18 protein-coding genes, 4 tRNA genes and 2 rRNA genes are annotated in these 24,078 nt (G+C 61.2%); all 24 read left to right on the top strand.

The features are described from left to right. Nucleotides 1–2,373 (top strand): 23S ribosomal RNA (locus C1H69_RS13185); the annotation flags it as partial. Between the two features lie 99 nt (nt 2,374–2,472). Continuing rightward, nucleotides 2,473–2,588, top strand: a 5S ribosomal RNA gene (gene rrf, locus C1H69_RS13190). Between the two features lie 214 nt (nt 2,589–2,802). Next, nucleotides 2,803–3,786 (top strand): biotin--[acetyl-CoA-carboxylase] ligase, encoded by a 984-nt coding sequence (locus C1H69_RS13195; protein ID WP_102653871.1) that lies wholly within the window; start codon nt 2,803–2,805, stop codon nt 3,784–3,786. Continuing rightward, nucleotides 3,783–4,622 (top strand): type III pantothenate kinase, encoded by an 840-nt coding sequence (locus C1H69_RS13200; protein ID WP_102653872.1) that lies wholly within the window; start codon nt 3,783–3,785, stop codon nt 4,620–4,622. The genes C1H69_RS13195 and C1H69_RS13200 overlap by 4 nt, the downstream gene beginning before the upstream one ends. A gap of 118 nt (nt 4,623–4,740) precedes the next feature. Then, nucleotides 4,741–4,824, top strand: a tRNA-Tyr gene (locus tag C1H69_RS13205). Between the two features lie 49 nt (nt 4,825–4,873). Next, nucleotides 4,874–4,947 (top strand) — tRNA-Gly (locus C1H69_RS13210). A 65-nt stretch (nt 4,948–5,012) separates the two neighbouring features. Then, nucleotides 5,013–5,087 (top strand) — tRNA-Thr (locus C1H69_RS13215). 148 nt (nt 5,088–5,235) lie between these two features. After that, nucleotides 5,236–5,311, top strand: a tRNA-Trp gene (locus C1H69_RS13220). Between the two features lie 71 nt (nt 5,312–5,382). Next, nucleotides 5,383–5,751, top strand: a complete 369-nt coding sequence (secE, locus tag C1H69_RS13225; RefSeq protein WP_102653873.1) for a preprotein translocase subunit SecE — start codon at nt 5,383–5,385, stop codon at nt 5,749–5,751. 8 nt (nt 5,752–5,759) lie between these two features. Next, on the top strand, nt 5,760–6,293 hold the full coding sequence (nusG, locus tag C1H69_RS13230) for a transcription termination/antitermination protein NusG (protein WP_102653874.1): 534 nt from the start codon (nt 5,760–5,762) through the stop codon (nt 6,291–6,293). A 164-nt stretch (nt 6,294–6,457) separates the two neighbouring features. Then, nucleotides 6,458–6,889 (top strand): 50S ribosomal protein L11, encoded by a 432-nt coding sequence (gene rplK / locus C1H69_RS13235; protein ID WP_016419070.1) that lies wholly within the window; start codon nt 6,458–6,460, stop codon nt 6,887–6,889. 2 nt (nt 6,890–6,891) lie between these two features. Beyond that, nucleotides 6,892–7,584: a 50S ribosomal protein L1 gene (gene rplA / locus C1H69_RS13240; protein WP_102653875.1), complete on the top strand. Its 693-nt coding sequence runs from the start codon at nt 6,892–6,894 to the stop codon at nt 7,582–7,584. A 297-nt stretch (nt 7,585–7,881) separates the two neighbouring features. Continuing rightward, nucleotides 7,882–8,385, top strand: coding sequence for a 50S ribosomal protein L10 (gene rplJ, locus C1H69_RS13245; protein ID WP_102654133.1), 504 nt, complete (start codon nt 7,882–7,884; stop codon nt 8,383–8,385). An 89-nt stretch (nt 8,386–8,474) separates the two neighbouring features. Next, the gene (rplL, locus tag C1H69_RS13250; RefSeq protein ID WP_102653876.1) at nt 8,475–8,846 is read left to right on the top strand and encodes a 50S ribosomal protein L7/L12; all 372 of its coding nucleotides are present in this window, start codon (nt 8,475–8,477) and stop codon (nt 8,844–8,846) included. Nucleotides 8,847–9,079: 233 nt separating this feature from the next. Further along, a complete protein-coding gene (rpoB, locus tag C1H69_RS13255; RefSeq protein ID WP_102653877.1) occupies nt 9,080–13,159 on the top strand; it encodes a DNA-directed RNA polymerase subunit beta in 4,080 nt (1,359 codons plus the stop codon). 11 nt (nt 13,160–13,170) lie between these two features. Continuing rightward, entirely contained in the window at nt 13,171–17,391 is a 4,221-nt protein-coding gene (gene rpoC, locus C1H69_RS13260; protein ID WP_102653878.1) for a DNA-directed RNA polymerase subunit beta', read from the top strand. 144 nt (nt 17,392–17,535) lie between these two features. Next, a complete protein-coding gene (gene rpsL / locus C1H69_RS13265) occupies nt 17,536–17,910 on the top strand; it encodes a 30S ribosomal protein S12 (RefSeq protein WP_010626462.1) in 375 nt (124 codons plus the stop codon). Between the two features lie 118 nt (nt 17,911–18,028). Beyond that, complete coding sequence (gene rpsG, locus C1H69_RS13270) at nt 18,029–18,499, top strand: 30S ribosomal protein S7 (protein WP_102653879.1); 471 nt, start codon at nt 18,029–18,031, stop codon at nt 18,497–18,499. 42 nt (nt 18,500–18,541) lie between these two features. Next, nucleotides 18,542–20,662, top strand: coding sequence for an elongation factor G (gene fusA / locus C1H69_RS13275; RefSeq protein ID WP_102653880.1), 2,121 nt, complete (start codon nt 18,542–18,544; stop codon nt 20,660–20,662). Nucleotides 20,663–20,694: 32 nt separating this feature from the next. Next, on the top strand, nt 20,695–21,888 hold the full coding sequence (gene tuf, locus C1H69_RS13280; RefSeq protein WP_102653881.1) for an elongation factor Tu: 1,194 nt from the start codon (nt 20,695–20,697) through the stop codon (nt 21,886–21,888). Nucleotides 21,889–22,050: 162 nt separating this feature from the next. Continuing rightward, a complete protein-coding gene (gene rpsJ / locus C1H69_RS13285) occupies nt 22,051–22,362 on the top strand; it encodes a 30S ribosomal protein S10 (protein ID WP_016419080.1) in 312 nt (103 codons plus the stop codon). A 151-nt stretch (nt 22,363–22,513) separates the two neighbouring features. Further along, complete coding sequence (gene rplC, locus C1H69_RS13290; protein WP_102653882.1) at nt 22,514–23,152, top strand: 50S ribosomal protein L3; 639 nt, start codon at nt 22,514–22,516, stop codon at nt 23,150–23,152. A gap of 14 nt (nt 23,153–23,166) precedes the next feature. After that, the gene (gene rplD / locus C1H69_RS13295) at nt 23,167–23,772 is read left to right on the top strand and encodes a 50S ribosomal protein L4 (protein ID WP_102653883.1); all 606 of its coding nucleotides are present in this window, start codon (nt 23,167–23,169) and stop codon (nt 23,770–23,772) included. After that, nucleotides 23,769–24,065, top strand: coding sequence for a 50S ribosomal protein L23 (gene rplW, locus C1H69_RS13300; RefSeq protein ID WP_102653884.1), 297 nt, complete (start codon nt 23,769–23,771; stop codon nt 24,063–24,065). The genes rplD and rplW overlap by 4 nt, the downstream gene beginning before the upstream one ends. Nucleotides 24,066–24,078: the final 13 nt, after the last annotated feature.

Below are 24,078 nucleotides of genomic sequence, written 5' to 3' on the forward strand. Positions count from 1 at the left end.
GGTGACCGCGTACCTTTTGTATAATGGGTCAGCGACTTATTTTCAGTGGCGAGCTTAACCGATTAGGGGAGGCGTAGCGAAAGCGAGTCTTAACTGGGCGACCAGTCGCTGGGAATAGACCCGAAACCGGGCGATCTATCCATGAGCAGGTTGAAGGTTGAGTAACATCAACTGGAGGACCGAACCAGGATCTGTTGAAAAAGATTTGGATGACTTGTGGATCGGAGTGAAAGGCTAATCAAGCCCGGAGATAGCTGGTTCTCCTCGAAAGCTATTTAGGTAGCGCCTCACGTATCACCGCCGGGGGTAGAGCACTGTTTCGGCTAGGGGGTCATCCCGACTTACCAACCCGAGGCAAACTCCGAATACCGGTGAGTGCCAGCGTGGGAGACACACGGCGGGTGCTAACGTCCGTCGTGAAAAGGGAAACAACCCAGACCGTCAGCTAAGGTCCCGAAATCCTGGTTAAGTGGGAAACGAGGTGGGAAGGCTCAGACAGCTAGGAGGTTGGCTTAGAAGCAGCCATCCTTTAAAGAAAGCGTAATAGCTCACTAGTCGAGTCGGCCTGCGCGGAAGATGTAACGGGGCTAAACCAGGTACCGAAGCTACGGGTGAGCGTGCGTCCTTGGATGCAGGCTCACGGTAGAGGAGCGTCGTGTAAGCCGATGAAGGTGGATTGAGAAGTCTGCTGGAGGTATCACGAGTGCGAATGCTGACATGAGTAACGACAAGGGGAGTGAAAAACTCCCCCGCCGGAAGACCAAGGGTTTCTGTTCGACGCTAATCGGAGCAGAGTGAGTCGGCCCCTAAGGCGAGGCCGAAAGGCGTAGTCGATGGGAAACGGGTCAATATTCCCGTACCTCACTGTATTGCGATGGGGGGACGAAGAAGGCTAGGTGAGCCAGGCGTTGGTAGTCCTGGTGAAAGTCGGTAGGCCAGTGGTTCAGGTAAATCCGGACCGCTCTCTTCATGGAGACAGCCGAGAGACGAGACGAACACCCCACGGGGTGGAAGTCATCGATGCCACGCTTCCAGGAAAAGCCTCTAAGCTTCAGATACAGTGGGACCGTACCCCAAACCGACACAGGTGGTCAGGTAGAGAATACCAAGGCGCTTGAGAGAACTCGGGTGAAGGAACTAGGCAAAATGGTGCCGTAACTTCGGGAGAAGGCACGCCGCGTTAGTGTGAAGGCCCTCGCGGCCGGAGCACGAGGCGGTCGAAGATACCAGGTGGCTGCAACTGTTTATTAAAAACACAGCACTCTGCAAACGCGCAAGCGGACGTATAGGGTGTGACGCCTGCCCGGTGCCGGAAGGTTAATTGATGGTGTTAGCCCTCGGGCGACGCTCCTGATCGAAGCCCCGGTAAACGGCGGCCGTAACTATAACGGTCCTAAGGTAGCGAAATTCCTTGTCGGGTAAGTTCCGACCTGCACGAATGGCGTAATGATGGCCACGCTGTCTCCACCCGAGACTCAGTGAAATTGAAATCGCAGTGAAGATGCTGTGTACCCGCGGCTAGACGGAAAGACCCCGTGAACCTTTACTATAGCTTCACACTGGACGCTGATGTTGCCTGTGTAGGATAGCTGGGAGGCTAGGAACCCCGGACGCCAGTTCGGGGGGAGCCGACCTTGAAATACCAGCCTGGCATCATTGGCGTTCTAACTCAGGTCCGTTATCCGGATCGAGGACAGTGTGTGGTGGGTAGTTTGACTGGGGCGGTCTCCTCCTAAAGAGTAACGGAGGAGCACGAAGGTACCCTCAGCACGGTCGGAAATCGTGCAGTGAGTGCAAGAGCATAAGGGTGCTTGACTGCGAGACAGACACGTCGAGCAGGTACGAAAGTAGGTTCTAGTGATCCGGTGGTTCTGTATGGAAGGGCCATCGCTCAACGGATAAAAGGTACTCCGGGGATAACAGGCTGATACCGCCCAAGAGTTCACATCGACGGCGGTGTTTGGCACCTCGATGTCGGCTCATCACATCCTGGGGCTGAAGTCGGTCCCAAGGGTATGGCTGTTCGCCATTTAAAGTGGTACGCGAGCTGGGTTTAGAACGTCGTGAGACAGTTCGGTCCCTATCTGCCGTGGGCGTTGGACGTTTGAGAAGAGCTGCTCCTAGTACGAGAGGACCGGAGTGGACGCACCTCTGGTGTTCCGGTTGTCACGCCAGTGGCACTGCCGGGTAGCTATGTGCGGACAGGATAACCGCTGAAAGCATCTAAGCGGGAAGCCCCCTTCAAGATGAGACGTCCCCGAGGCCTCGAGCCTCCTGAAGGGCCCAGCGAGACCAGCTGGTTGATAGGCCGGGTGTGGAAGCGCTGCAAGGCGTTGAGCTAACCGGTACTAATGGCCCGTGAGGCTTGACCATATAACCCCAAGGGGTCTGCGCATTACGCGCGCAATTGCGGATACGCCGTCGACGATTCGACGCGAGACGATCACGCCAGCATGATTCCCGCCAGTTTTGCCTGACGACCTTAGCGAGTGGGAACCACCTGACCCCATGCCGAACTCAGCAGTGAAACCGCTCAGCGCCGATGGTAGTGTGGGGTCTCCCCATGCGAGAGTAGGTCATCGTCAGGCACTTATTCAGAAACCCAGCTTCGACAGAGGCTGGGTTTCGTCGTTTGGGGGCCTCCCATGGAGAGTAGCGGAGCGCCGCCCGAGTCATCGTCAGGCACTTATTCAGACACCCCAGCTTCCAACGAAGCTGGGGTTTTTCTTTTTCTATCAGTACATTTCCGGGCCTGCTGCAGTTCCGCTAGAATGAGCCTTTTCCCGCTTGGGGCAATAGGGCATGACCATCGGTGATTTGATCCGCCTGTTGAGCGATGGAGAGTTCCATTCCGGAGAGCAACTGGGTGAGCGGCTGGGCGTGTCGCGTACAGCGGTATGGAAGCAGTTGAAGAAACTCGAGGCGCTGGACATCCCCCTGGAGGCGGTAAAGGGGCAGGGGTATCGGCTGTCGACTCCGCTGGAACTTCTGGATGGCGGTGTCATCGTGGCCGAGCTTGCCCGAGGCGGAAGGCAGCATCTAACCCGCCTATTCATCGAGGAGACGCTGCCATCCAGTAACCAGTTCATTCGCCAGCGCTTCGAGCAGGGGGCGGGCCATGGCGAGGTCTGCCTGGTCGAGCAACAGAGCGAAGGCAGGGGGCGACGAGGCAGGAGCTGGACGACTCCCTGGGGGCACGCCCTGATGCTGTCGATCGGGTGGCGCTTCGAGTCGGGAGTGATCGCGCTGGAAGGGCTCAGTCTTGCTGTGGGTGTCGTATTGGCTCGTGTGCTGGAGCGCCATGGGGTCGCACCGAAGCTCAAGTGGCCCAATGATGTGCTTCTGGAGAGCACCGAAGGCAGGCTGGGCAAGCTTGCCGGCATACTGGTCGAAATCAGTGGTGACGCTGCCGGCCCCTGTGAGGTCGTGATTGGAATGGGCATCAATGTCAGCTTGCCGACGGCCTTTCGTGACAAGATCGAGCAGCCGGTGACGGCGGTTCACGATCAGGCGCCGGGCCTGTCGCGCAATCACCTGGCCGCTGAACTTCTGGAGGAGCTGTTGCCTCTGTTGGCGACGTACGAAACCCATGGCTTTGCTGCCTGGCAGGACGAATGGAACGCCCGTCATGCCTTTTCCGGATGTGATGTCGACATTCATCGGGGCGATCAGAGTTACATGGCGGTGGCCGAATCCGTCGATGAGTCAGGTAATCTGTGGATACGTCGTGAAGGTGGACGTGAAAGGCTGGCGGGGGGAGAAATCAGCGTGCGTGCTCATTCATGATCCTGGACCTGGATATTGGCAATACGCTATCCAAATGGCGTCTGAAGGATACTGACAGTAGCGAGATCCGCTCGCGCGGTGCTGTCTGGACTCGCGAGGAGTGGAAGCCGGGCTCCGATATTCCCGATCTGGATGTGGTTGAGGCGGTCAGAATCTCCAGTGTGGCCAGGGCCGCGGTACTGGAACAGACCGTATCGCTGCTGCAGCATCGTGTGCAGAGCGTGCATGTGGCGCATTCCACGGCAGAAGCGCTAGGGGTGGTCAACGGGTATCAGGAACCGCATAGGCTGGGTGTGGACCGCTGGATGGGCGTGCTGGCCGGCTACCAGCTGGCAGGGGGCTGTTGCGCAGTCGATTGCGGAAGCGCCATAACGGTTGATTTTGTTCTGCCGGGTGGGCGGCACCTGGGGGGCTACATTGTCCCTGGGCTGCGGTTGATGAAAGAGAGCCTGAAGCTGGGGACCCGGAATGTGGCCATCGATCCCGACAGCGAGGCTGAGGAACTGCTGCTGCCAGGCACGCGGACGGTCGAGGCGGTGAACCATGGTATCTACATGGCGGCAGTGAGCGCCATCAACCGTATCTATGCGGAGGTATGCGACCGCGAGGGCGTGGCACTGCCAATGCTGTTGACCGGTGGCGATGCCCGAGTGGTGGCACGAGGGGTGCAATCACCCCACGCGGTCTGGCCCGATATGGTATATGGCGGCCTGGAGGCCTGCTTTCCGCTGACGGCTGCGGAGCGAGCGGGCCGCATGTCCGGCGCCCCGCGCGTGCCGCCTCCGGCCGGGCTGGAAAAAATCCGGGCTGGCCTTGCATTCTCCATGTTGCTTTGACACAATGCAGCGCGTTCCGAGGCGGAGGGTTCGCTTGAGTCGAGCTCTTGCCCAAGCAAGTTGCTGATAAACAAGCACTTGACAAGGGTCTCGGAGGCGGTAGAATTAGCCGCCAGCTGGAGGGGTTCCCGAGTGGCCAAAGGGAGCAGACTGTAAATCTGCCGCGAAAGCTTCGAAGGTTCGAATCCTTCCCCCTCCACCAAGTATTCTGCTGTGATCGGCTTTGGCGATTCGGCAGCCAGAGTGGGTGAGCGGGCATAGTTCAATGGTAGAACCTCAGCCTTCCAAGCTGATGATGCGGGTTCGATCCCCGCTGCCCGCTCCAGTATGGCAGGCGCTGACGATGGAGATCGGCGCCGTGGCATGAAAGAGATTGTGCCAGAGGGTTTTGCTCATGTAGCTCAGGGGTAGAGCACACCCTTGGTAAGGGTGAGGTCGACGGTTCAAATCCGTCCATGAGCTCCAAACTGCGGAAAGGCGGGCCAAGGCCCGCCTTTCTCATTTCTTCATGACGCCGAGGTGTCGGGAAGGGGTTGCCAGGAAGCGATACCTTCGCTATCATGGCGCCCGCTGTTGTGCATGCTGCCTGCAAAGGGTGGTGCATACCAGATACAGGCCAGTAGCTCAATTGGCAGAGCAGCGGTCTCCAAAACCGCAGGTTGGGGGTTCGATTCCCTCCTGGCCTGCCAACCTCCCCCAGGTTGGCAACCATCTACCGGATTGTTGATTCGATTGCCGCACCCTGAGGAGTCTCGTTTTCATGAAACATAACGCCGAGGTGCAGGAGTCGCGCCACGACGGGCTCAAATGGGCGGTTGTCGTCACTTTGCTGGGTCTGGCGGTGGTGGGTAACACCTACTTTGCCGACCAGGCAATTCTCTACCGCGTGCTGGGTGTCGTTGTCCTGTGTGTGGGGGCGGCGCTGGTTGCGCTGACTACCACCAGGGGTCGCGAGCTGGCCGAGCTAGCCAAGAGCGCCAAGAAAGAGATCCAGCGCGTGGTTTGGCCGACCCGTCCCGAAACCGTGCAGACCACGGCCATTGTGCTTGTCGCCGTGCTGGTGGTCGGGCTGATGCTGTGGCTGATCGACACCCTTCTCAGCTGGGCGATGTCCGGCGTCATCGGTTAGGAGTTTTCATGTCCAAGCGTTGGTACGTCGTTCACGCCTACTCGGGCTTCGAGAAGCATGTCATGCGCTCCCTGGTCGAGCGCGTGAAGCTGTATGGCATGGAAGACCGCTTTGGCGAAATTCTGGTGCCTACCGAAGAAGTCGTCGAAGTGCGCGACGGCAAGCGCCGCAAGAGTGAGCGCAAGTTCTATCCCGGCTACGTGCTGGTCGAGATGGAGATGGATGACGCCACCTGGCATCTGGTCAACGAGACCCCGCGTGTCATGGGGTTCATTGGCGGGACCAAGGAGAAACCGGCTCCGATCACTCAGAAGGAAGCCGACGCCATCCTGCGGCGGGTCAAGGACGGCACCGACAAGCCGCGTCCCAAGACCTTGTTCGAGCCGGGTCAGTCCGTGCGAGTCGTGGATGGTCCCTTCGCCGACTTCAATGGCGTCGTCGAGGAAGTCAATTACGACAAGAGTCGCTTGCAGGTCAGCGTGCTGATCTTTGGTCGGGCGACTCCGGTCGAGCTGGAATTCGCGCAGGTCGAGAAGGAATGATCCTCGATCTCTGATTTGCTGTGCGGCCACTTCGGTGGCCGTTTAACCCGGGGAGCCGCAAGAAGGACGCTGAACAAATTGGCGAGCGGGATGAAGCGCAAGGCGCCCGCACAGACATTTGAGCAGCGTTTTTCGAGGCGCTATTACCCAACTGGAGTCTACACATGGCCAAGAAAGTACAGGCTTACATCAAGCTGCAGGTCGCAGCTGGCAAAGCCAACCCGAGTCCCCCCGTGGGCCCCGCGCTGGGTCAGCACGGTGTGAACATCATGGAGTTCTGCAAGGCCTTCAATGCGGCTACGCAGGAAATCGAGCCGGGTCTGCCGACTCCCGTGGTCATCACCGTCTACTCCGACCGCAGCTTCACCTTCGTCACCAAGACCCCGCCCGCGGCGGTCCTGCTGAAGAAGGCGGCTGGCATCAAGTCCGGCTCCGGTGAGCCGAACAAGAAGAAGGTCGGCACCGTGACCCGCGAACAGCTCGAAGAGATCGCCAAGACCAAGGAGCCGGATCTGACGGCTGCCGATCTCGATGCCGCTGTGCGCACCATTGCCGGTAGTGCCCGCAGCATGGGCCTGAACGTGGAGGGTCTCTGATCATGGCTAAACTGTCCAAGCGTGCTCAGCTGGCTCGCGAGAAAATCGATCCGACCAAGGCGTACTCCCTGGAAGAAGCCGTTGCGCTGCTCAATGAGCTGTCCACCGTCAAGTTCCGTGAGTCCCTGGATGTCGCCATCAATCTTGGCGTCGACCCGCGTAAATCCGACCAGGTCGTGCGTGGCGCCACCGTCATGCCCAACGGTACCGGCAAGGACGTTCGCGTCGCTGTCTTCACCCAGGGTGCCAACGCCGATGCCGCCAAGGAAGCCGGTGCCGACATCGTCGGCATGGAGGACCTGGCCGAACGGGTCAAGAAAGGCCAGCTCGACTTCGACGTGGTCATTGCCTCGCCGGACGCCATGCGCGTTGTCGGTCAACTGGGTCAGATCCTGGGTCCGCGTGGCCTGATGCCCAACCCCAAGGTCGGCACCGTGACGCCGGACGTGGCCACGGCGGTCAAGAATGCCAAGGCGGGTCAGGTGCGTTTCCGTACCGACAAGAATGGCATCATTCATACCACCCTGGGCAAGGTCGATTTCGATGTCGCCTCGATCCAGGGCAACCTGGAAGCGCTGGTTTCCGACCTCAAGCGTCTGAAGCCGAGCACCTCCAAGGGCATCTACTTCAAGAAGATCACCCTGTCCACTACCATGGGCCCGGGTGTGACCCTCGAACATTCCGCTCTCGTCTAACGAGTCGGTCGTCCGAGGCAGGAAGAACGAGCAGTAGTAGCAGGTTGCAGGAACTTTGCGGTCCCCGTGCGCTGATTCAGCAAGTTGGGGCACCGTCAAAGACCGCAGGCGCCGCCCTCTTTCGAGTGGGTGGCTTAATCTCCCCCGAGGGGTGCCTGCGCAGATGGTGTGGCCGCCAGATCGCTGGTGAGCACCATCACCCAGGACTTCCAACAGAGAGTCGCAAGGCAGGAGTTGGAAGAGATGGTAACCACCGGAGCCCGCATCGTGAGGCTCCGGCACGAAGGAGTGATCACTGTGCCACTAGCACTCGAAGGCAAGAAGGCGATCGTTGCCGAGGTCAGTGAAGCGGCCAAGGGCGCGCTCTCCGTCGTCGTTGCCGATTCTCGTGGCGTGACGGTCGGCAAGATGACCGATCTGCGCAAGCAGGCTCGCGAGAATGGCGTGCAGATCCGTGTTGTTCGCAACACCCTGGCACGCCGCGCCCTCTCAGGCACCCAGTGGGAATGCCTGAGCGAGAGCTTCGTTGGTCCGACTCTGTTGGCTTTCTCCACCGAGCATCCGGGCGCAGCCGCCCGCCTGTTCAAGGAGTTTGGCAAGGATGAGAAGAACTTCGAAGTCAAGGCGCTGGCCTACGAAGGCGAGCTGATTCCGGCTAGCGACATTGACCGCCTGGCGACACTGCCGACCTATGACGAGGCCATCGCCAAGCTGATGTCCGTCATGAAAGAGGCGTCCGCCGGCAAGCTGGTTCGTACCCTGGCCGCCCTGCGCGACCAGAAGCAGGAAGAAGCCGCCTGACAGGCGAACTCATTCCCGCTGCCTGAATCGAAATCTGAATATACGAGCGCTCGGCGAGCCGAGGCTCCCGCAAAGTTAGGAAGATCAAAATGGCACTGACCAAAGAAGACATCATCAACGCCGTCGCCGACATGTCCGTCATGGACGTCGTCGAGCTGATCGAAGCCATGGAAGAGAAGTTCGGCGTTTCTGCCGCGGCTGCCGTCATGGCCGGCCCGGCTGCCGGTGGCGAAGCCGCTGCCGAAGAGCAGACCGAGTTCGACCTGGTGCTGACCGCAGCCGGCGACAAGAAGGTCAACGTGATCAAGGCCGTTCGCGAGTTGACCGGCCTGGGCCTCAAGGAAGCCAAGGGCGCCGTTGACGGTGCGCCGGCTACCATCAAGGAAGGCTTGTCCAAGGACGAGGCCGAAGCGGCCAAGGCGAAGCTGGAAGAAGCCGGCGCGAGCGTGGAGCTCAAGTAATCCTTGTGCCCATGGCTTCACGCGCTGCGTAAGCTTCCACGGCTGGTGGCGGGCCCTCCCGCTGCCGGCCTTTTTCTGTTGCACTAGCGCCTTGCTGACGCAGCGTCGCTAGAAGAATCCCGACGGCGAGCTACCCTCTGTGGAGCTTGCCGTCAGCGCCTGACGGGGGCGGTCCCGTCGGGCGGCGCCGACCACGCATCGGTCACCCATGGTGAACAAGCTGGGGAATACAGATGGCTTACTCATACACTGAGAAAAAACGCATCCGCAAGGATTTCGGCAAACTGCCCCAAGTGATGGATGTGCCCTACCTGCTGGCGATCCAGCTTGATTCCTACTACGACTTCCTCCAGCAGGACCGTTCGGCCGAGGAGCGCCTCGAGACCGGCCTTCACGCGGCCTTCAAGTCCGTGTTCCCGATCGAGAGCTTTTCCGGCAACGCAGCACTCGAATATGTCAGCTACCGCTTCGGCACTCCGGCCTTCGACGTCAAGGAGTGTCAGCTGCGAGGCGTTACCTATTCGGCGCCCCTGCGGGTCAAGGTTCGCCTGATCATTTACGATCGGGACTCCTCGAACAAGGCCATCAAGGATATCAAGGAGCAGGAAGTCTACATGGGGGAGATCCCCCTGATGACCGAAAACGGTACCTTCGTCGTCAATGGTACCGAACGGGTCATCGTCTCCCAGCTGCACCGCTCGCCGGGGGTGTTCTTCGATCACGACAAGGGCAAGAGCCACTCCTCCGGCAAGCTGCTCTACTCCGCCCGCGTGATCCCCTACCGTGGCTCCTGGCTCGACTTCGAGTTCGATCCCAAGGACAACGTGTTCGTGCGTATCGACCGCCGCCGCAAGCTGCCGGCCACGGTCCTGCTGCGTGCACTGGGCCTGAGCGCCGAGGAGATCCTCGACGAGTTCTTCGAGACCAGTACCTTCCACATCGAGAAGTCCGGCTTCTCCGTGGAACTGGTGCCGTCGCGCCTGCGCGGCGAAACCGCCACCTTCGATATCAAGGATGGCGAGGGCAACCTGATCGTCGAGGAAGGTCGCCGGATCACCCAGAAGCATATTCGCCAGCTGGAAAAGTCGGGTCTCGAGCGACTCGAAGTGCCGATGGAATACCTGTTCGGCAAGACCCTGGCGAAGGACCAGGTCGACTCCAGTACCGGTGAGCTGATCTGCCCCTGCAACACCGCGATCACCCCCGAGTTGCTCGAGAAGTTCGGCATGGCGGGTATCACCACCCTCGAGACGCTGTACACCAACGACCTCGACTGTGGTCCCTTCGTCTCCGATACGCTCAGGCTGGATACCACCGGTTCCCAGCTCGAAGCGCTGGTCGAGATCTATCGCATGATGCGCCCCGGCGAGCCGCCCACCAAGGAGGCCGCCGAGACGCTGTTCCACAACCTCTTCTTCACCGAGGACCGCTACGACCTGTCGGGCGTCGGTCGCATGAAGTTCAACCGTCGCCTGCGTCGCGATAGCGATACCGGTTCCGGCGTGCTCGACAACCGTGACATTCTCGACGTGCTCAAGGAGCTGATCTACATCCGCAACGGCTTCGGCGAGGTGGATGACATCGATCACCTGGGCAACCGTCGCATCCGTTGCGTCGGCGAAATGGCGGAGAACCAGTTCCGTGTCGGCCTGGTGCGCGTCGAGCGTGCGGTCAAGGAACGCCTGTCCATGGCCGAGAGCGAAGGCCTGATGCCTCAGGACCTGATCAATGCCAAGCCGGTGGCGGCAGCGGTCAAGGAATTCTTCGGTTCCAGCCAGCTCTCCCAGTTCATGGACCAGAACAACCCGCTCTCCGAGGTCACCCACAAGCGCCGTGTCTCCGCGCTCGGCCCGGGCGGCCTGACCCGTGAGCGGGCCGGCTTCGAGGTGCGTGACGTCCACGCTACCCACTACGGTCGCCTGTGTCCGATCGAGACGCCGGAAGGGCCGAATATCGGCCTGATCAACTCCCTGGCCACCTACAGCCACACCAACAGCTACGGCTTCCTCGAGACACCGTACCGCAAGGTCGTGGATCGTCAGGTGACCGACGAGGTGGTCCACCTGTCGGCCATCGAGGAAGGCGATTTCATCATCGCCCAGGCCTCGGCCACCGTGGATGAATCGAACAAGCTGGTCGACGACCTGGTACAGGTTCGCCACAAGGGCGAAACCACCTTCATGCGTCCCGAGCAGGTCACCCTGATGGACGTGTCTCCACGCCAGGTGGTCTCCGTGGCGGCGGCGCTGATCCCGTTCCTCGAGCACGACGATGCCAACCGCGCCCTGATGGGCTCGAACATGCAGCGTCAGGCCGTACCGACCCTGCGTGCCGAGAAGCCGCTGGTGGGTACCGGCATGGAGCGCTTCGTGGCTCGCGACTCCGGCGTCTGTGCCGTGGCGCGCCGCGGCGGTGTCATCGACTCGGTCGATGCCAAGCGTATCGTGGTGCGGATCAACGAGGACGAGATCATCGGCGGCGAAGCCGGCGTCGACATCTACAACCTCACCAAGTACGTGCGTTCCAACCAGAACACGTGCATGAACCAGCGCCCCATCGTTCGCCCCGGCGACACCGTGGCACGCGGCGACATCCTGGCCGACGGCCCATCCGTCGACATGGGTGATCTGGCCCTGGGCCAGAACATGCGCATCGCCTTCATGCCCTGGAATGGCTACAACTTCGAGGACTCGATCCTGCTGTCGGAGCGGGTGGTGCAGGAGGATCGCTTCACCACCATCCACATCCAGGAGCTGACCTGCGTCTCTCGTGACACCAAGCTGGGACCGGAGGAAATCACCTCCGACATTCCCAACGTGGGCGAGTCGGCGCTGTCGAAGCTGGATGAGGCGGGCGTCGTCTATATCGGTGCCGAAGTGGGTCCTGGCGACATCCTGGTCGGCAAGGTCACGCCCAAGGGCGAGACCCAGCTGACCCCGGAAGAGAAGTTGCTGCGTGCGATCTTCGGCGAGAAGGCATCCGACGTGAAGGATACCTCCCTGCGTGCCCCCACCGGCATGCGTGGTACCGTCATCGACGTGCAGGTCTTCACCCGCGACGGCGTGGAGAAGGACTCCCGGGCGCTGGCCATCGAGCAGATGCAGCTCGACGAGGTGCGCAAGGACCTTCAGGAAACCTACCGTATCGCCGAAGACGCCACCTTCGAGCGCCTCAAGCGCACCCTGAATGGCCAGCCGGTCAACGGCGGGCCCAAGCTGAAGAAGGGAGACGTGCTCTCCGAGAGTTACCTGGAGGAGCTGCCCCGTCAGCAGTGGTTCAAGCTGCGCCTGCAGGACGAGTCGCTCAATGAGCTGCTGGCCCAGGCCGACGAGCAGCTGGAGAATCGCCGCCGCGAGATGGAGGAGCGCTTCGAGGACAAGAAGCGCAAGCTCACTCAGGGCGACGACCTGGCACCGGGCGTACTGAAGATCGTCAAGGTCTACATGGCGGTCAAGCGTCGCATCCAGCCGGGTGACAAGATGGCTGGCCGTCACGGCAACAAGGGCGTCATTTCCGCCATCATGCCGGTCGAGGACATGCCGTTCGACGACAACGGCGTTTCGGTGGATGTGGTCCTCAACCCGTTGGGCGTGCCATCGCGCATGAACGTCGGTCAGATCCTCGAGACCCACCTGGGCCTGGCGGCTCAAGGGCTGGGCGTGAAGATCGATCGCATGCTGCGCGAGGCCCGCGAGCAGCAGGTCGCCGAGATCCGCGAATTCCTGGGCAAGGTCTACAATTCGACCACCGGAACCCGGGTCGAGGATCTCGATACGCTGACCGACGATGAGGTGATCGCCCTGGCGAAGAATCTGCGCAGCGGTGTGCCCATGGCCTCGCCGGTCTTCGACGGCGCCGAGGAGAGCGAGATCAAGGATCTCCTGCGCCTGGCGGATCTGCCGGACTCCGGCCAGATGGCCCTGTATGACGGGCGTACCGGCGATGCCTTCGACCGGCCGGTGACGGTGGGCTACATGTACATGCTCAAGCTCAACCACCTGGTCGACGACAAGATGCACGCCCGTTCCACCGGCTCCTACTCGCTCGTCACCCAGCAGCCGCTGGGCGGCAAGGCGCAGTTCGGCGGCCAGCGCTTCGGGGAGATGGAGGTCTGGGCACTGGAAGCCTACGGTGCCGCCTACACCCTCCAGGAGATGCTGACGGTGAAATCCGACGACGTGGAAGGTCGCACCAAGATGTACAAGAGCATTGTGGACGGCGACCACACCATGCATGCCGGCATGCCGGAATCCTTCAACGTACTCGTTAAGGAAATCCGTTCGCTGGGCATCGATATCGAGTTAGAGAGCTAGGAGCCGATTCCATGAAAGATTTGGTGAAAGTCCTCAAATCGCAGTCACAGTCCGAAGAATTCGATGCGATCAAGATTTCGCTCGCCTCGCCGGACATGATTCGCTCCTGGTCCTTCGGTGAGGTCAAGAAGCCCGAGACCATCAACTACCGTACCTTCAAGCCGGAGCGGGACGGGCTGTTCTGCGCCAAGATCTTCGGCCCGGTGAAGGACTACGAGTGCCTGTGCGGCAAGTACAAGCGCATGAAGCATCGCGGCATCATCTGCGAGAAGTGCGGCGTGGAGGTGACCAAGGCGGCGGTGCGTCGTGAGCGCATGGGCCACATCGAGCTGGCAAGCCCCGTCGCTCACATCTGGTTCCTCAAGTCGCTGCCGTCGCGCATCGGCATGTTCCTGGACATGACCCTGCGCGATATCGAGCGCGTGCTCTATTTCGAGAGCTTCGTGGTCATCGATCCGGGCATGACCACGCTGGAGCGTGGCCAACTGCTCAACGACGAGCAGTACTTCGAGGCGCTGGAAGAGTTCGGCGACGACTTCGACGCCCGCATGGGGGCCGAGGCGATCCAGGCGCTGCTCAAGGACATCGACCTGGTCGAAGAGGTCGATCGCCTGCGCGAGGAGATCCCGCAAACCAACTCCGAGACCAAGATCAAGAAGCTCTCCAAGCGGCTCAAGCTGCTGGAAGCCTTCCACAACTCGGGCAATGACCCGGCGTGGATGGTCATGGAAGTGCTGCCCGTGCTGCCACCGGACCTGCGTCCGCTGGTACCGCTGGACGGTGGCCGCTTCGCGACCTCGGACCTGAACGACCTGTATCGCCGGGTGATCAACCGCAACAACCGCCTCAAGCGGCTGCTCGACCTCAATGCGCCGGACATCATCGTGCGCAACGAGAAGCGCATGCTGCAGGAAGCGGTGGATGCCCTGTTGGACAACGGCCGCCGCGGCCGGGCCATCACCGGCTCCAACAAGCGCCCGCTGAAGTCCCTGGCCGACATGATCAAGGGCAAGCAGGGTCGCTTCCGCCAGAACCTGCTGGGCAAGCGCGTCGACTACTCCGGCCGCTCGGTCATCACAGTGGGTCCGACCCTGCGCCTGCACCAGTGCGGTCTGCCCAAGAAGATGGCGCTCGAGCTGTTCAAGCCGTTCATCTATTCCAAGCTGCAGGCCAGCGGCCAGGCGTCCACCATCAAGGCCGCCAAGAAGATGGTCGAGCGCGAGCTGCCCGAGGTATGGGACATTCTGGCCGATGTCATCCGCGAACACCCGGTGTTGCTCAACCGCGCCCCGACCCTGCACCGTCTGGGTATTCAGGCGTTCGAGCCGCTGTTGATCGAGGGCAAGGCGATCCAGTTGCACCCGTTGGTATGTGCCGCCTACAACGCCGACTTCGACGGTGACCAGATGGCGGTCCACGTGCCGCTGACCCTGGAAGCCCAGCTCGAAGCCCGTGCGTTGATGATGGCCACCAACAACGTGCTGTCGCCGGCCAACGGCGATCCGATCATCGTGCCGTCCCAGGACGTGGTGCTGGGTCTGTACTACATGACCCGTGAGAAGATCAATGCCAAGGGTGAAGGCATGGTCTTCGCCAACCTCAACGAGGTCGAGCGTGCCTTCGGCACCCAGAGCGTGTCGCTGCATGCCCGGGTCAAGGTGCGTCTCACCGAGGTGCTGGTCGACGAAGAGACTGGTGAGCAGAGCACCCAGCAACGTATCTATGACACCACCGCGGGTCGTGCCCTGCTGTTCCGTATCCTGCCCGACGGCGTGCCCTTCGAGCTGGTCGACCAGCCGATGAAGAAGAAGGCGATCTCGAAGCTGCTCAACGAGGTGTATCGCCGTGCCGGCCTCAAGCCCACGGTCATCTTCGCCGATCAGCTGATGTATACCGGTTTCCGCATGGCGACCTGGTCCGGCGCCTCCATCGGCGTGAACGACTTCGTCATTCCGGATGCCAAGAGCGAGATCGTCGACGCGGCCGAGGCCGAGGTCAAGGAGATCGAGGATCAGTTCTCCTCCGGCCTCGTGACCGCCGGCGAGAAGTACAACAAGGTCATCGACATCTGGTCCAAGGCCAACGACAAGGTGGCCAAGGCGATGATGGTCGGTATCTCGAAGGAGACCGTGATCAACCGCGAGGGCAAGGAGGTCGAGCAGGACTCCTTCAACAGCGTGTTCATCATGGCCGACTCCGGTGCCCGTGGTAGTGCCGCCCAGATCCGTCAGCTGGCGGGTATGCGCGGCCTGATGGCGAAGCCGGACGGCTCGATCATCGAGACGCCGATCGTGGCCAACTTCCGCGAAGGGCTGAATGTACTCCAGTACTTCATCTCGACCCACGGCGCGCGGAAAGGCCTGGCGGATACGGCACTGAAGACCGCCAACTCCGGTTACCTGACCCGTCGCCTGGTCGATGTGGCCCAGGACATGGTGATCACCGAGACCGATTGTGGTACCGAGCAGGGCCTGACCCTGCATCCGGTCATCGAGGGTGGCGACATCATCGTTTCCCTGGCCCAGCGTGTGCTGGGACGCGTGGTGGCCCAGGATGTCATCGACCCGGCTTCCGACGAGGTGCTGATCGAGAAGGGTGCACTGCTCGATGAAGCCTGGTGCGAACGCCTGGATACCATGGGTGTCGACGAGATCATCGTGCGCAGCGCCATTACCTGTGAGTCCGCTCACGGTGTGTGTGCCTGCTGCTACGGCCGCGATCTGGCTCGCGGTCACCAGGTCAACATCGGCGAATCGGCTGGCGTCATCGCCGCCCAGTCGATCGGTGAACCGGGCACCCAGCTCACCATGCGGACCTTCCACATCGGCGGTGCCGCCTCGCGCGCCTCGGCGGTGGACAGCGTCCAGGTCAAGCATGGTGGCAGGGTGCGCCTGCACAACATGAAGTTCGTCGAGCGTGCCGACGGCAAGCTGGTGGTGGTCTCCCGCTCCAGTGCCCTGGCGGTAGCCGATGACCATGGCCGTGAGCGCGAGTACTACAAGTTGCCCTATGGTGCCGAGCTTTCCGTCAAGGACGGCGAGGCCGTGAATGCCGGCCAGGCCGTGGCCAAGTGGGATCCGCACACCCATCCGATCATCGCCGAGGTCGAGGGCAAGGTGCAGTACGTCGATATGGACGAGGGCGTCACCATCCACCGCAGCGTGGACGAGATGACCGGCCTGTCCTCCATCGAGGTGATCGAGTCCGCCGCGCGCCCGCAGGCTGGCCGCGAAAAGCGTCCGATGATCCTGCTGACCGACGAGGCCGGCGAGCCGGTGAGCGTTGTCGGTTCCAATACGCCGGTGCAGTACCTGCTGCCGGGCAAGGCCATCGTCTCCACCGACGACGGTGCCAAGATCGGTATTGGTGAGATCGTGGCCCGTATCCCGGTCGAGGCGTCCAGCAACAAGGACATCACCGGTGGTCTGCCCCGTGTCGCCGATCTGTTCGAGGCGCGCAAGCCGAAAGAGCCGGCGATTCTGGCCGAGATCAGCGGTGTGGTCAGCTTCGGCAAGGAAACCAAGGGCAAGCGTCGCCTGACGATCACGCCGGAAGATGGTGGCGATCCGTTCGAGGCGCTGATCCCGAAGTGGCGCCAGATTGCCGTATTCGAAGGCGAAAGCGTCGAGAAGGGCGAGGTGATCTCCGACGGCCCCAGCAACCCGCACGACATTCTGCGCCTGCTGGGCGTGGCGGAACTGGCCAAGTACATTACGGCCGAGATCCAGGAGGTCTACCGTCTGCAGGGCGTGGGCATCAACGACAAGCACATCGAAGTGATCGTGCGTCAGATGCTGCGCAAGGTCGAAATCACCGATTCCGGTGACTCCGACTTCATCCCGGGCGACCAGGTCGAACTGGTTCGGGTGCTTGAGCAGAACGCCCTGCTCGAGAAGGCGGATAAATTCCCGGCCAAGTATCAGCGGGTGCTGCTGGGCATCACCAAGGCCAGCCTGGCTACCGAGTCGTTCATCTCCGCCGCCTCCTTCCAGGAGACGACGCGGGTGCTGACCGAGGCGGCGGTGACCGGCAAGCGGGATTACCTGCGTGGCCTGAAGGAGAACGTGGTGGTCGGTCGACTGATCCCGGCGGGGACTGGTCTGGCTCACCATCAGGAGCGTCGACGCAAGCGTGAAGACACTGAGCGTCTGCTCCATCCGTCGGCCTTCGACGTCGAGCAGGAGCTGGGCGCCCAGCTCACCGCGCTCGATTCGGATGACGATGACCTGTAGACGGCGTGCGGCAACGGCAGGGGGCAGTGCTCCCTGCTTGACGCCAGACCCCGTCAGCCATTAGAATGCGCAGCCTTTAACAGTGGGGTGGGTGCGCCCGCGCCCGCTGGAAGGCAAGGCAACCATTGGAGTCAGCTACACAATATGGCAACGATCAATCAGCTCGTGCGCAAGCCGCGCAAGCGCCCCGCCGCCAAGAGCGACGTGCCGGCGCTGCAGGCCTGTCCGCAGAAGCGCGGTGTCTGCACCCGCGTCTATACCACCACCCCGAAGAAGCCGAACTCGGCGCTGCGTAAAGTCTGTCGTGTGCGTCTGACCAACGGTTTCGAGGTTTCCTCGTACATCGGTGGTGAGGGTCACAACCTTCAGGAACACTCCGTGGTGCTGATCCGCGGCGGACGTGTCAAGGACTTGCCGGGTGTGCGTTATCACACCGTTCGCGGCGCCCTCGACACCTCCGGCGTACAGAACCGCAAGCAGGGTCGTTCCAAGTACGGTACCAAGCGTCCGAAGTCCTGATCGACCGCGGTTCGCGATACCCAAGAATTTGTTATCGGTCTGATAAGAGTAAGGCCGGGCGCCGCAAGCTGCGGGAGTCCCGGGTTTGCCTGAAAGACCCTTCAACCGAGGGCTTGTCATGCCTAGAAGAAGAGTAGTAGCCAAGCGCGAGATTCTGCCGGATCCCAAGTTCGGAAGTGAGCGTCTGGCGAAGTTCATGAACCACCTGATGTTCAGCGGCAAGAAGTCCACAGCTGAGCGCATCGTCTATGGTGCGCTGGACACGGTTGCCGAGCGTAGCAAGGAAGAGCCGCTGGAGATCTTCGATCGCGCGCTGGAAGCCATCCAGCCGATGGTCGAGGTCAAGTCCCGTCGCGTCGGTGGTGCGACCTATCAGGTTCCGGTAGAAGTCCGCCCCTCGCGTCGCCAGGCGCTGGCCATGCGTTGGCTGGTGGATGCGGCGCGCAAGCGCGGCGAGAAGACCATGGTGCAGCGTCTTGCTGGTGAGATGCTCGACGCCGCCGAGGGCAAGGGCTCTGCGGTCAAGAAGCGTGAAGACGTGCATCGCATGGCCGAGGCCAACAAGGCGTTCTCGCACTACCGCTTCTAAGTGCGCTTCTAAGCGCATCGCCAACCAACGGGGAGTTCCACCGTGGCTCGCAAGACTCCACTAAAACGCTACCGTAATATCGGCATCGTCGCTCACGTCGATGCCGGCAAGACCACCACGACCGAGCGCGTGCTGTTCTATACCGGCCTGTCCCACAAGGTCGGCGAGGTACACGACGGCGCTGCTACAACCGACTGGATGGAGCAGGAGCAGGAGCGTGGTATCACCATCACCTCGGCTGCTGTCACCACCTTCTGGAAGGGCATGAATCAGCAGTTCGATGAGCACCGCATCAACATCATCGACACGCCTGGGCACGTTGACTTCACCATTGAAGTCGAGCGTTCACTGCGCGTACTCGACGGTGCCGTGGTGGTGCTGTGCGGTTCGTCCGGCGTTCAGCCCCAGACCGAGACCGTGTGGCGCCAGGCCAACAAGTACGAAGTCCCGCGGATGGTGTTCGTCAACAAGATGGACCGCACTGGCGCCGACTTCTTCATGGTGGTTGACCAGTTGAAGCAAAAGCTGGGGGCCAACGCGGTGCCGATCCAGATCAACTGGGGCACCGAGGAGGACTTCAAGGGTGTCGTCGATCTGATCCAGATGAAGGCCATTCTCTGGGATGAAGCCAGCCTGGGCATGAGCTATGACCTCGTCGATATTCCTGCCGAGCTTCAGGAGACCGCCGAGAAGTACCGCGAAGAGATGGTCGAGGCTGCCGCCGAGGCATCCGAAGAGCTGATGGACAAGTATCTCGAGGGCGGTGAGCTGACCGTCGAAGAGATCAAGGCCGGCCTGCGTCGTCGCACCCTGGCCAACGAGATCGTACTGGTCACCTGCGGCTCGGCGTTCAAGAACAAGGGCGTGCAGGCCGTGCTCGATGGCGTCATCGAGTACATGCCGTCACCCACCGAGGTCAAGGCCATCGAGGGTGAGCTGGACGACAAGGATGGCACCATCGCCACCCGCGAGGCGGATGACAATGCTCCCTTCGCCGCGCTGGCGTTCAAGATCGCCACCGATCCGTTCGTCGGTACCCTGACCTTCATTCGCGTCTATTCCGGGGTGCTGAACTCCGGCGACAGCGTCTACAACTCGGTCAAGCAGAAGAAAGAGCGCGTGGGTCGTATCGTGCAGATGCACGCCAACTCCCGCGAAGAGATCAAGGAAGTTCTGGCGGGCGACATTGCCGCCTGTATCGGCCTGAAGGACGTCACCACGGGCGATACCCTGTGCGATCTGAACGACAAGATCGTGCTGGAGCGCATGGAGTTCCCGGATCCGGTGATCTCCGTGGCCGTGGAGCCGAAGACCAAGACCGACCAGGAGAAGATGGGCGTTGCACTGGGCAAGCTGGCCCAGGAAGATCCCTCGTTCCGCGTCAAGACCGACGAGGAAACCGGGCAGACCATCATCTCCGGCATGGGTGAGCTGCACCTCGACATCATCGTCGACCGCATGCGTCGTGAGTTCAAGGTCGAGGCCAATATCGGCAAGCCCCAGGTCGCCTACCGCGAAACCATTCGCGGCAGCGTCGAGCAGGAAGGCAAGTTCGTGCGTCAGTCTGGCGGTCGCGGCCAGTATGGCCACGTCTGGCTGCGTATCGAGCCGCTCACCGAGGCGGACAAGGGCGAAGATGAAGACATGAACTTCAAATTTGCGTCCGAGATCGTCGGCGGTGTGGTGCCCAAGGAGTATGTGGGCGCCGTCGAGAAGGGAGCCTTCGAGCAGCTGCAGAACGGCGTCATCGCGGGTTACCCGATGATCAACGTCAAGGTCACGCTGTACGATGGTTCCTACCATGACGTGGACTCGAACGAGAACGCGTTCAAGGTCGCCTCTTCCATGGCGATCAAGGAAGGGGCCAGAAAGGCCAAAGCCGTGCTGCTGGAACCGATGATGAAGGTCGAGGTCGTGACCCCCGAGGATTTCATGGGTGACGTCATGGGCGACTTGAACCGTCGTCGCGGTCTGGTGCAGGGCATGGATGATTCTTCCTCCGGCAAGATCATCCGCGCGATGGTGCCCCTGGGTGAGATGTTCGGTTACGCGACCGATCTACGCTCTCAGACCCAGGGTCGTGCGAGCTACACTATGGAGTTCGCGAAGTACGACGAGGCGCCCTCCAGCATCGTAGAAGCCGTCATCAACCAGAAAGGTTAACCCGTTTTAGCTAACGTAAAGAGGTTATCGAAGTGGCTAAGGAAAAATTCGAACGTTCCAAACCGCACGTCAACGTCGGCACCATCGGTCACGTCGACCACGGCAAGACCACTCTGACTGCGGCCCTGACTCGCGTTTCTGCCGAGGTGTTCGGTGGCGACTGGCGCGAATTCGACACCATCGACAATGCCCCGGAAGAGCGTGAGCGCGGTATCACCATCGCCACCTCTCACGTGGAATACCAGTCCGAGCAGCGTCACTACGCGCACGTTGACTGCCCGGGACACGCCGACTACGTCAAGAACATGATCACCGGTGCCGCTCAGATGGACGGCGCCATCCTGGTCTGTTCCGCTGCCGACGGCCCCATGCCGCAGACTCGCGAGCACATCCTGCTGTCTCGTCAGGTCGGCGTACCGTACATCGTCGTGTTCCTGAACAAGGCCGACATGGTCGATGACGAAGAACTGCTCGAGCTGGTCGAGATGGAAGTTCGCGAGCTCCTGAACGAGTACGACTTCCCGGGCGACGACACGCCGATCATCACCGGCTCTGCCCTGATGGCTCTGGAAGGCAAGGACGACAATGGCATGGGTACCACCGCCGTTGCCAACCTGATCAAGGCGCTGGACGACTACATTCCGGAGCCGGAGCGTGCCATCGATCAGCCGTTCCTGATGCCGATCGAAGACGTGTTCTCCATCTCCGGCCGCGGTACCGTCGTGACCGGCCGTATCGAGCGCGGTATCGTCAAGGCTGGCGAGGAAGTCGAGATCGTCGGTATCCGTGACACGACCAAGACCGTCGTGACCGGTGTCGAGATGTTCCGCAAGCTGCTCGACGAAGGTCGTGCCGGTGAGAACGTCGGCGCCCTGCTGCGCGGCACCAAGCGTGACGACGTCGAGCGTGGCCAGGTTCTGGCCAAGCCGGGCTCCATCAATCCGCACACCGTCTTCGAAGCCGAAGTCTACGTGCTGTCCAAGGAAGAAGGTGGTCGTCACACCCCGTTCTTCAAGGGCTATCGTCCGCAGTTCTACTTCCGCACCACCGACGTGACCGGTACCTGTGAACTGCCGGAAGGTGTCGAGATGGTCATGCCGGGTGACAACGTCAAGATGGTCGTTACCCTGATCGCTCCTATCGCCATGGATGACGGCCTGCGTTTCGCCATCCGCGAAGGCGGCCGTACCGTCGGCGCCGGCGTCGTGGCCAAGATCCTTCAGTAAGTCCTGGGCTGCTGAGTGATCGAAGGGGGCTCCGCAAGGGGCCCCCTTTCTGCGCACCGCGGTGAGTGTTTGACACTCGTTGCGGGCGTGCCTATAATGCGCATCCTTTGAATGCGTGGGTAGGCGGCAGACGCCGTCGACATCCATTGGAGTTTAGGGCAAATGCAGAACCAGAAGATTCGCATTCGGTTGAAAGCGTTCGACCATCGCCTGATTGACCAGTCCGCCGCGGAGATCGTTGAAACCGCCAAGCGTACCGGTGCCCAGGTGCGTGGGCCGATCCCGCTGCCGACCAATCGTGAGCGCTACACCATCCTGATTTCTCCGCACGTCAACAAGGACGCGCGCGATCAGTATGAGATCCGCACTCACAAGCGTGTGCTCGATATCGTCGAGCCGACCGAGAAAACTGTCGACGCGCTGATGAAGCTCGATCTCGCCGCTGGCGTGGACGTGCAAATCAAGCTCGATTAATCACACTAGACACCCGCGGCCCAGCGCTCATCGATTTCGGGTATGAGCAGCAGCCGCCACGCCGTGATGGCGTCATACAACGTGCTAGTGGAATGCTCTGGAAAGGGCAGCCATAGCGGGTGACAGCCCCGTACACTAAAGGAGACTGAACATGACTATCGGTTTAGTCGGTAGAAAGGCCGGTATGACCCGTGTCTTTACCGAAGATGGCGCCTCCGTGCCCGTAACCGTGATCGAGGTTGAGCCGAATCGCGTCACTAGCGTGAAGTCCGTCGATACTGACGGCTACGCGGCGATTCAGGTCACAACCGGCTCCCGCAAGGCCAAGCATCTCACCAAGGCTCAGGCAGGTCTGTATGCCAAGGCAGGTGTCGAGGCCGGTCGTGCGCTGATGGAGTTCCGCCTTGTAGAAGGTGATGAGGCTCCTGACGTGGGCGGCGAACTCACCGTATCCCTCTTTGAAGCTGGTCAGATGGTCGACGTGACCGGCACCTCCAAGGGCAAGGGCTTCCAGGGCGCAGTCAAGCGCTGGAATTTCCGCACTCAGGACGCTACCCACGGCAACTCCCTGTCGCATCGTGCGCCGGGTTCCATCGGTATGTGTCAAACCCCGGGTCGTGTCTTCAAGGGCAAGAAAATGGCCGGTCAGATGGGTAATGCCCGCTGCACCGTTCAGAGCCTGGAAGTCGTGCGGGTCGATGCCGAACGCAACCTGCTGTTGATCAAGGGTGCCGTGCCCGGTGCTACCGGCAGCGACGTCATCGTTCGCAGCGCCGTCAAAGCTGGCTGAAGGGGATAGAACCGATGAATCTGAATCTTGCTGCAGGCGCGGGTACTGTCGAAGTCGCCGACGCCACCTTTGGCAAAGAATTCAACGAGGCGCTGGTTCACCAGGTCGTCACCGCCTATCTGGCCGGTGCGCGTCAGGGGACCCGTGCCCAGAAGAACCGTTCCGACGTTCGTGGGGGTGGCAAGAAGCCGTGGCGCCAGAAAGGCACCGGTCGTGCGCGTGCCGGTACCATCCGTTCGCCCCTGTGGCGCAGCGGTGGCGTGACCTTCGCGGCGCGTCCGCAGGACCACTCCCAGAAGGTCAACCGCAAGATGTACCGTGCGGCCATGCGCGCCATTCTCTCCGAGCTGGTTCGCCAGGAACGCCTGGTGGCCATCGATGAGTTTACCGTCGATGCGCCGAAAACCAAGCAGCTGGTTGCAAAGCTCAATGAGCTGGGCCTGGAGAAGGCGCTGATCGTCACCGAAGAGGTTGACGAGAAGCTCTATCTGGCCGCCCGCAACATCCCCAACGTGGATGTGGTGGATGTGGCTGCTGCCGACCCGGTGAGCCTGATCGCCTTTGACAAGGTGCTGGTCACCGTCTCCGCTCTGCGTAAATTCGAGGAGAAGCTGGCATGAACCAGGAGCGCGTATTCAAGGTTCTGCTTGGTCCGCACGTGACCGAGAAGGCCGCTTTTGCCGCTGAGAACAATCAGTACGTGTTCAAGGTGGCCAGTGATGCGACCAAGCCGGAAATCAAGCAGGCCGTGCAGGTTCTGTTCGGCAAGAAGGTTGATCGCGTCCAGGTACTGAACGTGAAGGGCAAGACCAAGCGTACCGCGCAGGGTCTGGGTCGTCGCCAGGGCTATCGCAAGGCCTATGTGTCCCTGGCCGCTGGTGAGACGCTCGAAGACTTCACTGGCGCCGAATAAGGGCAGGAGTACG

Source organism: Billgrantia endophytica (genome assembly GCF_002879615.1).
Classification (GTDB): Bacteria; Pseudomonadota; Gammaproteobacteria; order Pseudomonadales; family Halomonadaceae; genus Halomonas; species Halomonas endophytica.

What these genes read in the sequence shown, in the direction of transcription:
- nusG (WP_102653874.1), top strand. Translation starts at nt 5,760, where the DNA reads ATGTCCAAGCGTTGGTACGTCGTTCACGCCTACTCGGGCTTCGAGAAG.
- C1H69_RS13200 (WP_102653872.1), top strand. Translation starts at nt 3,783, where the DNA reads ATGATCCTGGACCTGGATATTGGCAATACGCTATCCAAATGGCGTCTG.
- rplD (WP_102653883.1), top strand. Translation starts at nt 23,167, where the DNA reads ATGAATCTGAATCTTGCTGCAGGCGCGGGTACTGTCGAAGTCGCCGAC.
- C1H69_RS13195 (WP_102653871.1), top strand. Translation starts at nt 2,803, where the DNA reads ATGACCATCGGTGATTTGATCCGCCTGTTGAGCGATGGAGAGTTCCAT.
- rplK (WP_016419070.1), top strand. Translation starts at nt 6,458, where the DNA reads ATGGCCAAGAAAGTACAGGCTTACATCAAGCTGCAGGTCGCAGCTGGC.
- rplA (WP_102653875.1), top strand. Translation starts at nt 6,892, where the DNA reads ATGGCTAAACTGTCCAAGCGTGCTCAGCTGGCTCGCGAGAAAATCGAT.
- rplC (WP_102653882.1), top strand. Translation starts at nt 22,514, where the DNA reads ATGACTATCGGTTTAGTCGGTAGAAAGGCCGGTATGACCCGTGTCTTT.
- rpsJ (WP_016419080.1), top strand. Translation starts at nt 22,051, where the DNA reads ATGCAGAACCAGAAGATTCGCATTCGGTTGAAAGCGTTCGACCATCGC.
- rpsL (WP_010626462.1), top strand. Translation starts at nt 17,536, where the DNA reads ATGGCAACGATCAATCAGCTCGTGCGCAAGCCGCGCAAGCGCCCCGCC.
- secE (WP_102653873.1), top strand. Translation starts at nt 5,383, where the DNA reads ATGAAACATAACGCCGAGGTGCAGGAGTCGCGCCACGACGGGCTCAAA.
- rpsG (WP_102653879.1), top strand. Translation starts at nt 18,029, where the DNA reads ATGCCTAGAAGAAGAGTAGTAGCCAAGCGCGAGATTCTGCCGGATCCC.
- rplL (WP_102653876.1), top strand. Translation starts at nt 8,475, where the DNA reads ATGGCACTGACCAAAGAAGACATCATCAACGCCGTCGCCGACATGTCC.
- rpoC (WP_102653878.1), top strand. Translation starts at nt 13,171, where the DNA reads ATGAAAGATTTGGTGAAAGTCCTCAAATCGCAGTCACAGTCCGAAGAA.
- rplW (WP_102653884.1), top strand. Translation starts at nt 23,769, where the DNA reads ATGAACCAGGAGCGCGTATTCAAGGTTCTGCTTGGTCCGCACGTGACC.
- rpoB (WP_102653877.1), top strand. Translation starts at nt 9,080, where the DNA reads ATGGCTTACTCATACACTGAGAAAAAACGCATCCGCAAGGATTTCGGC.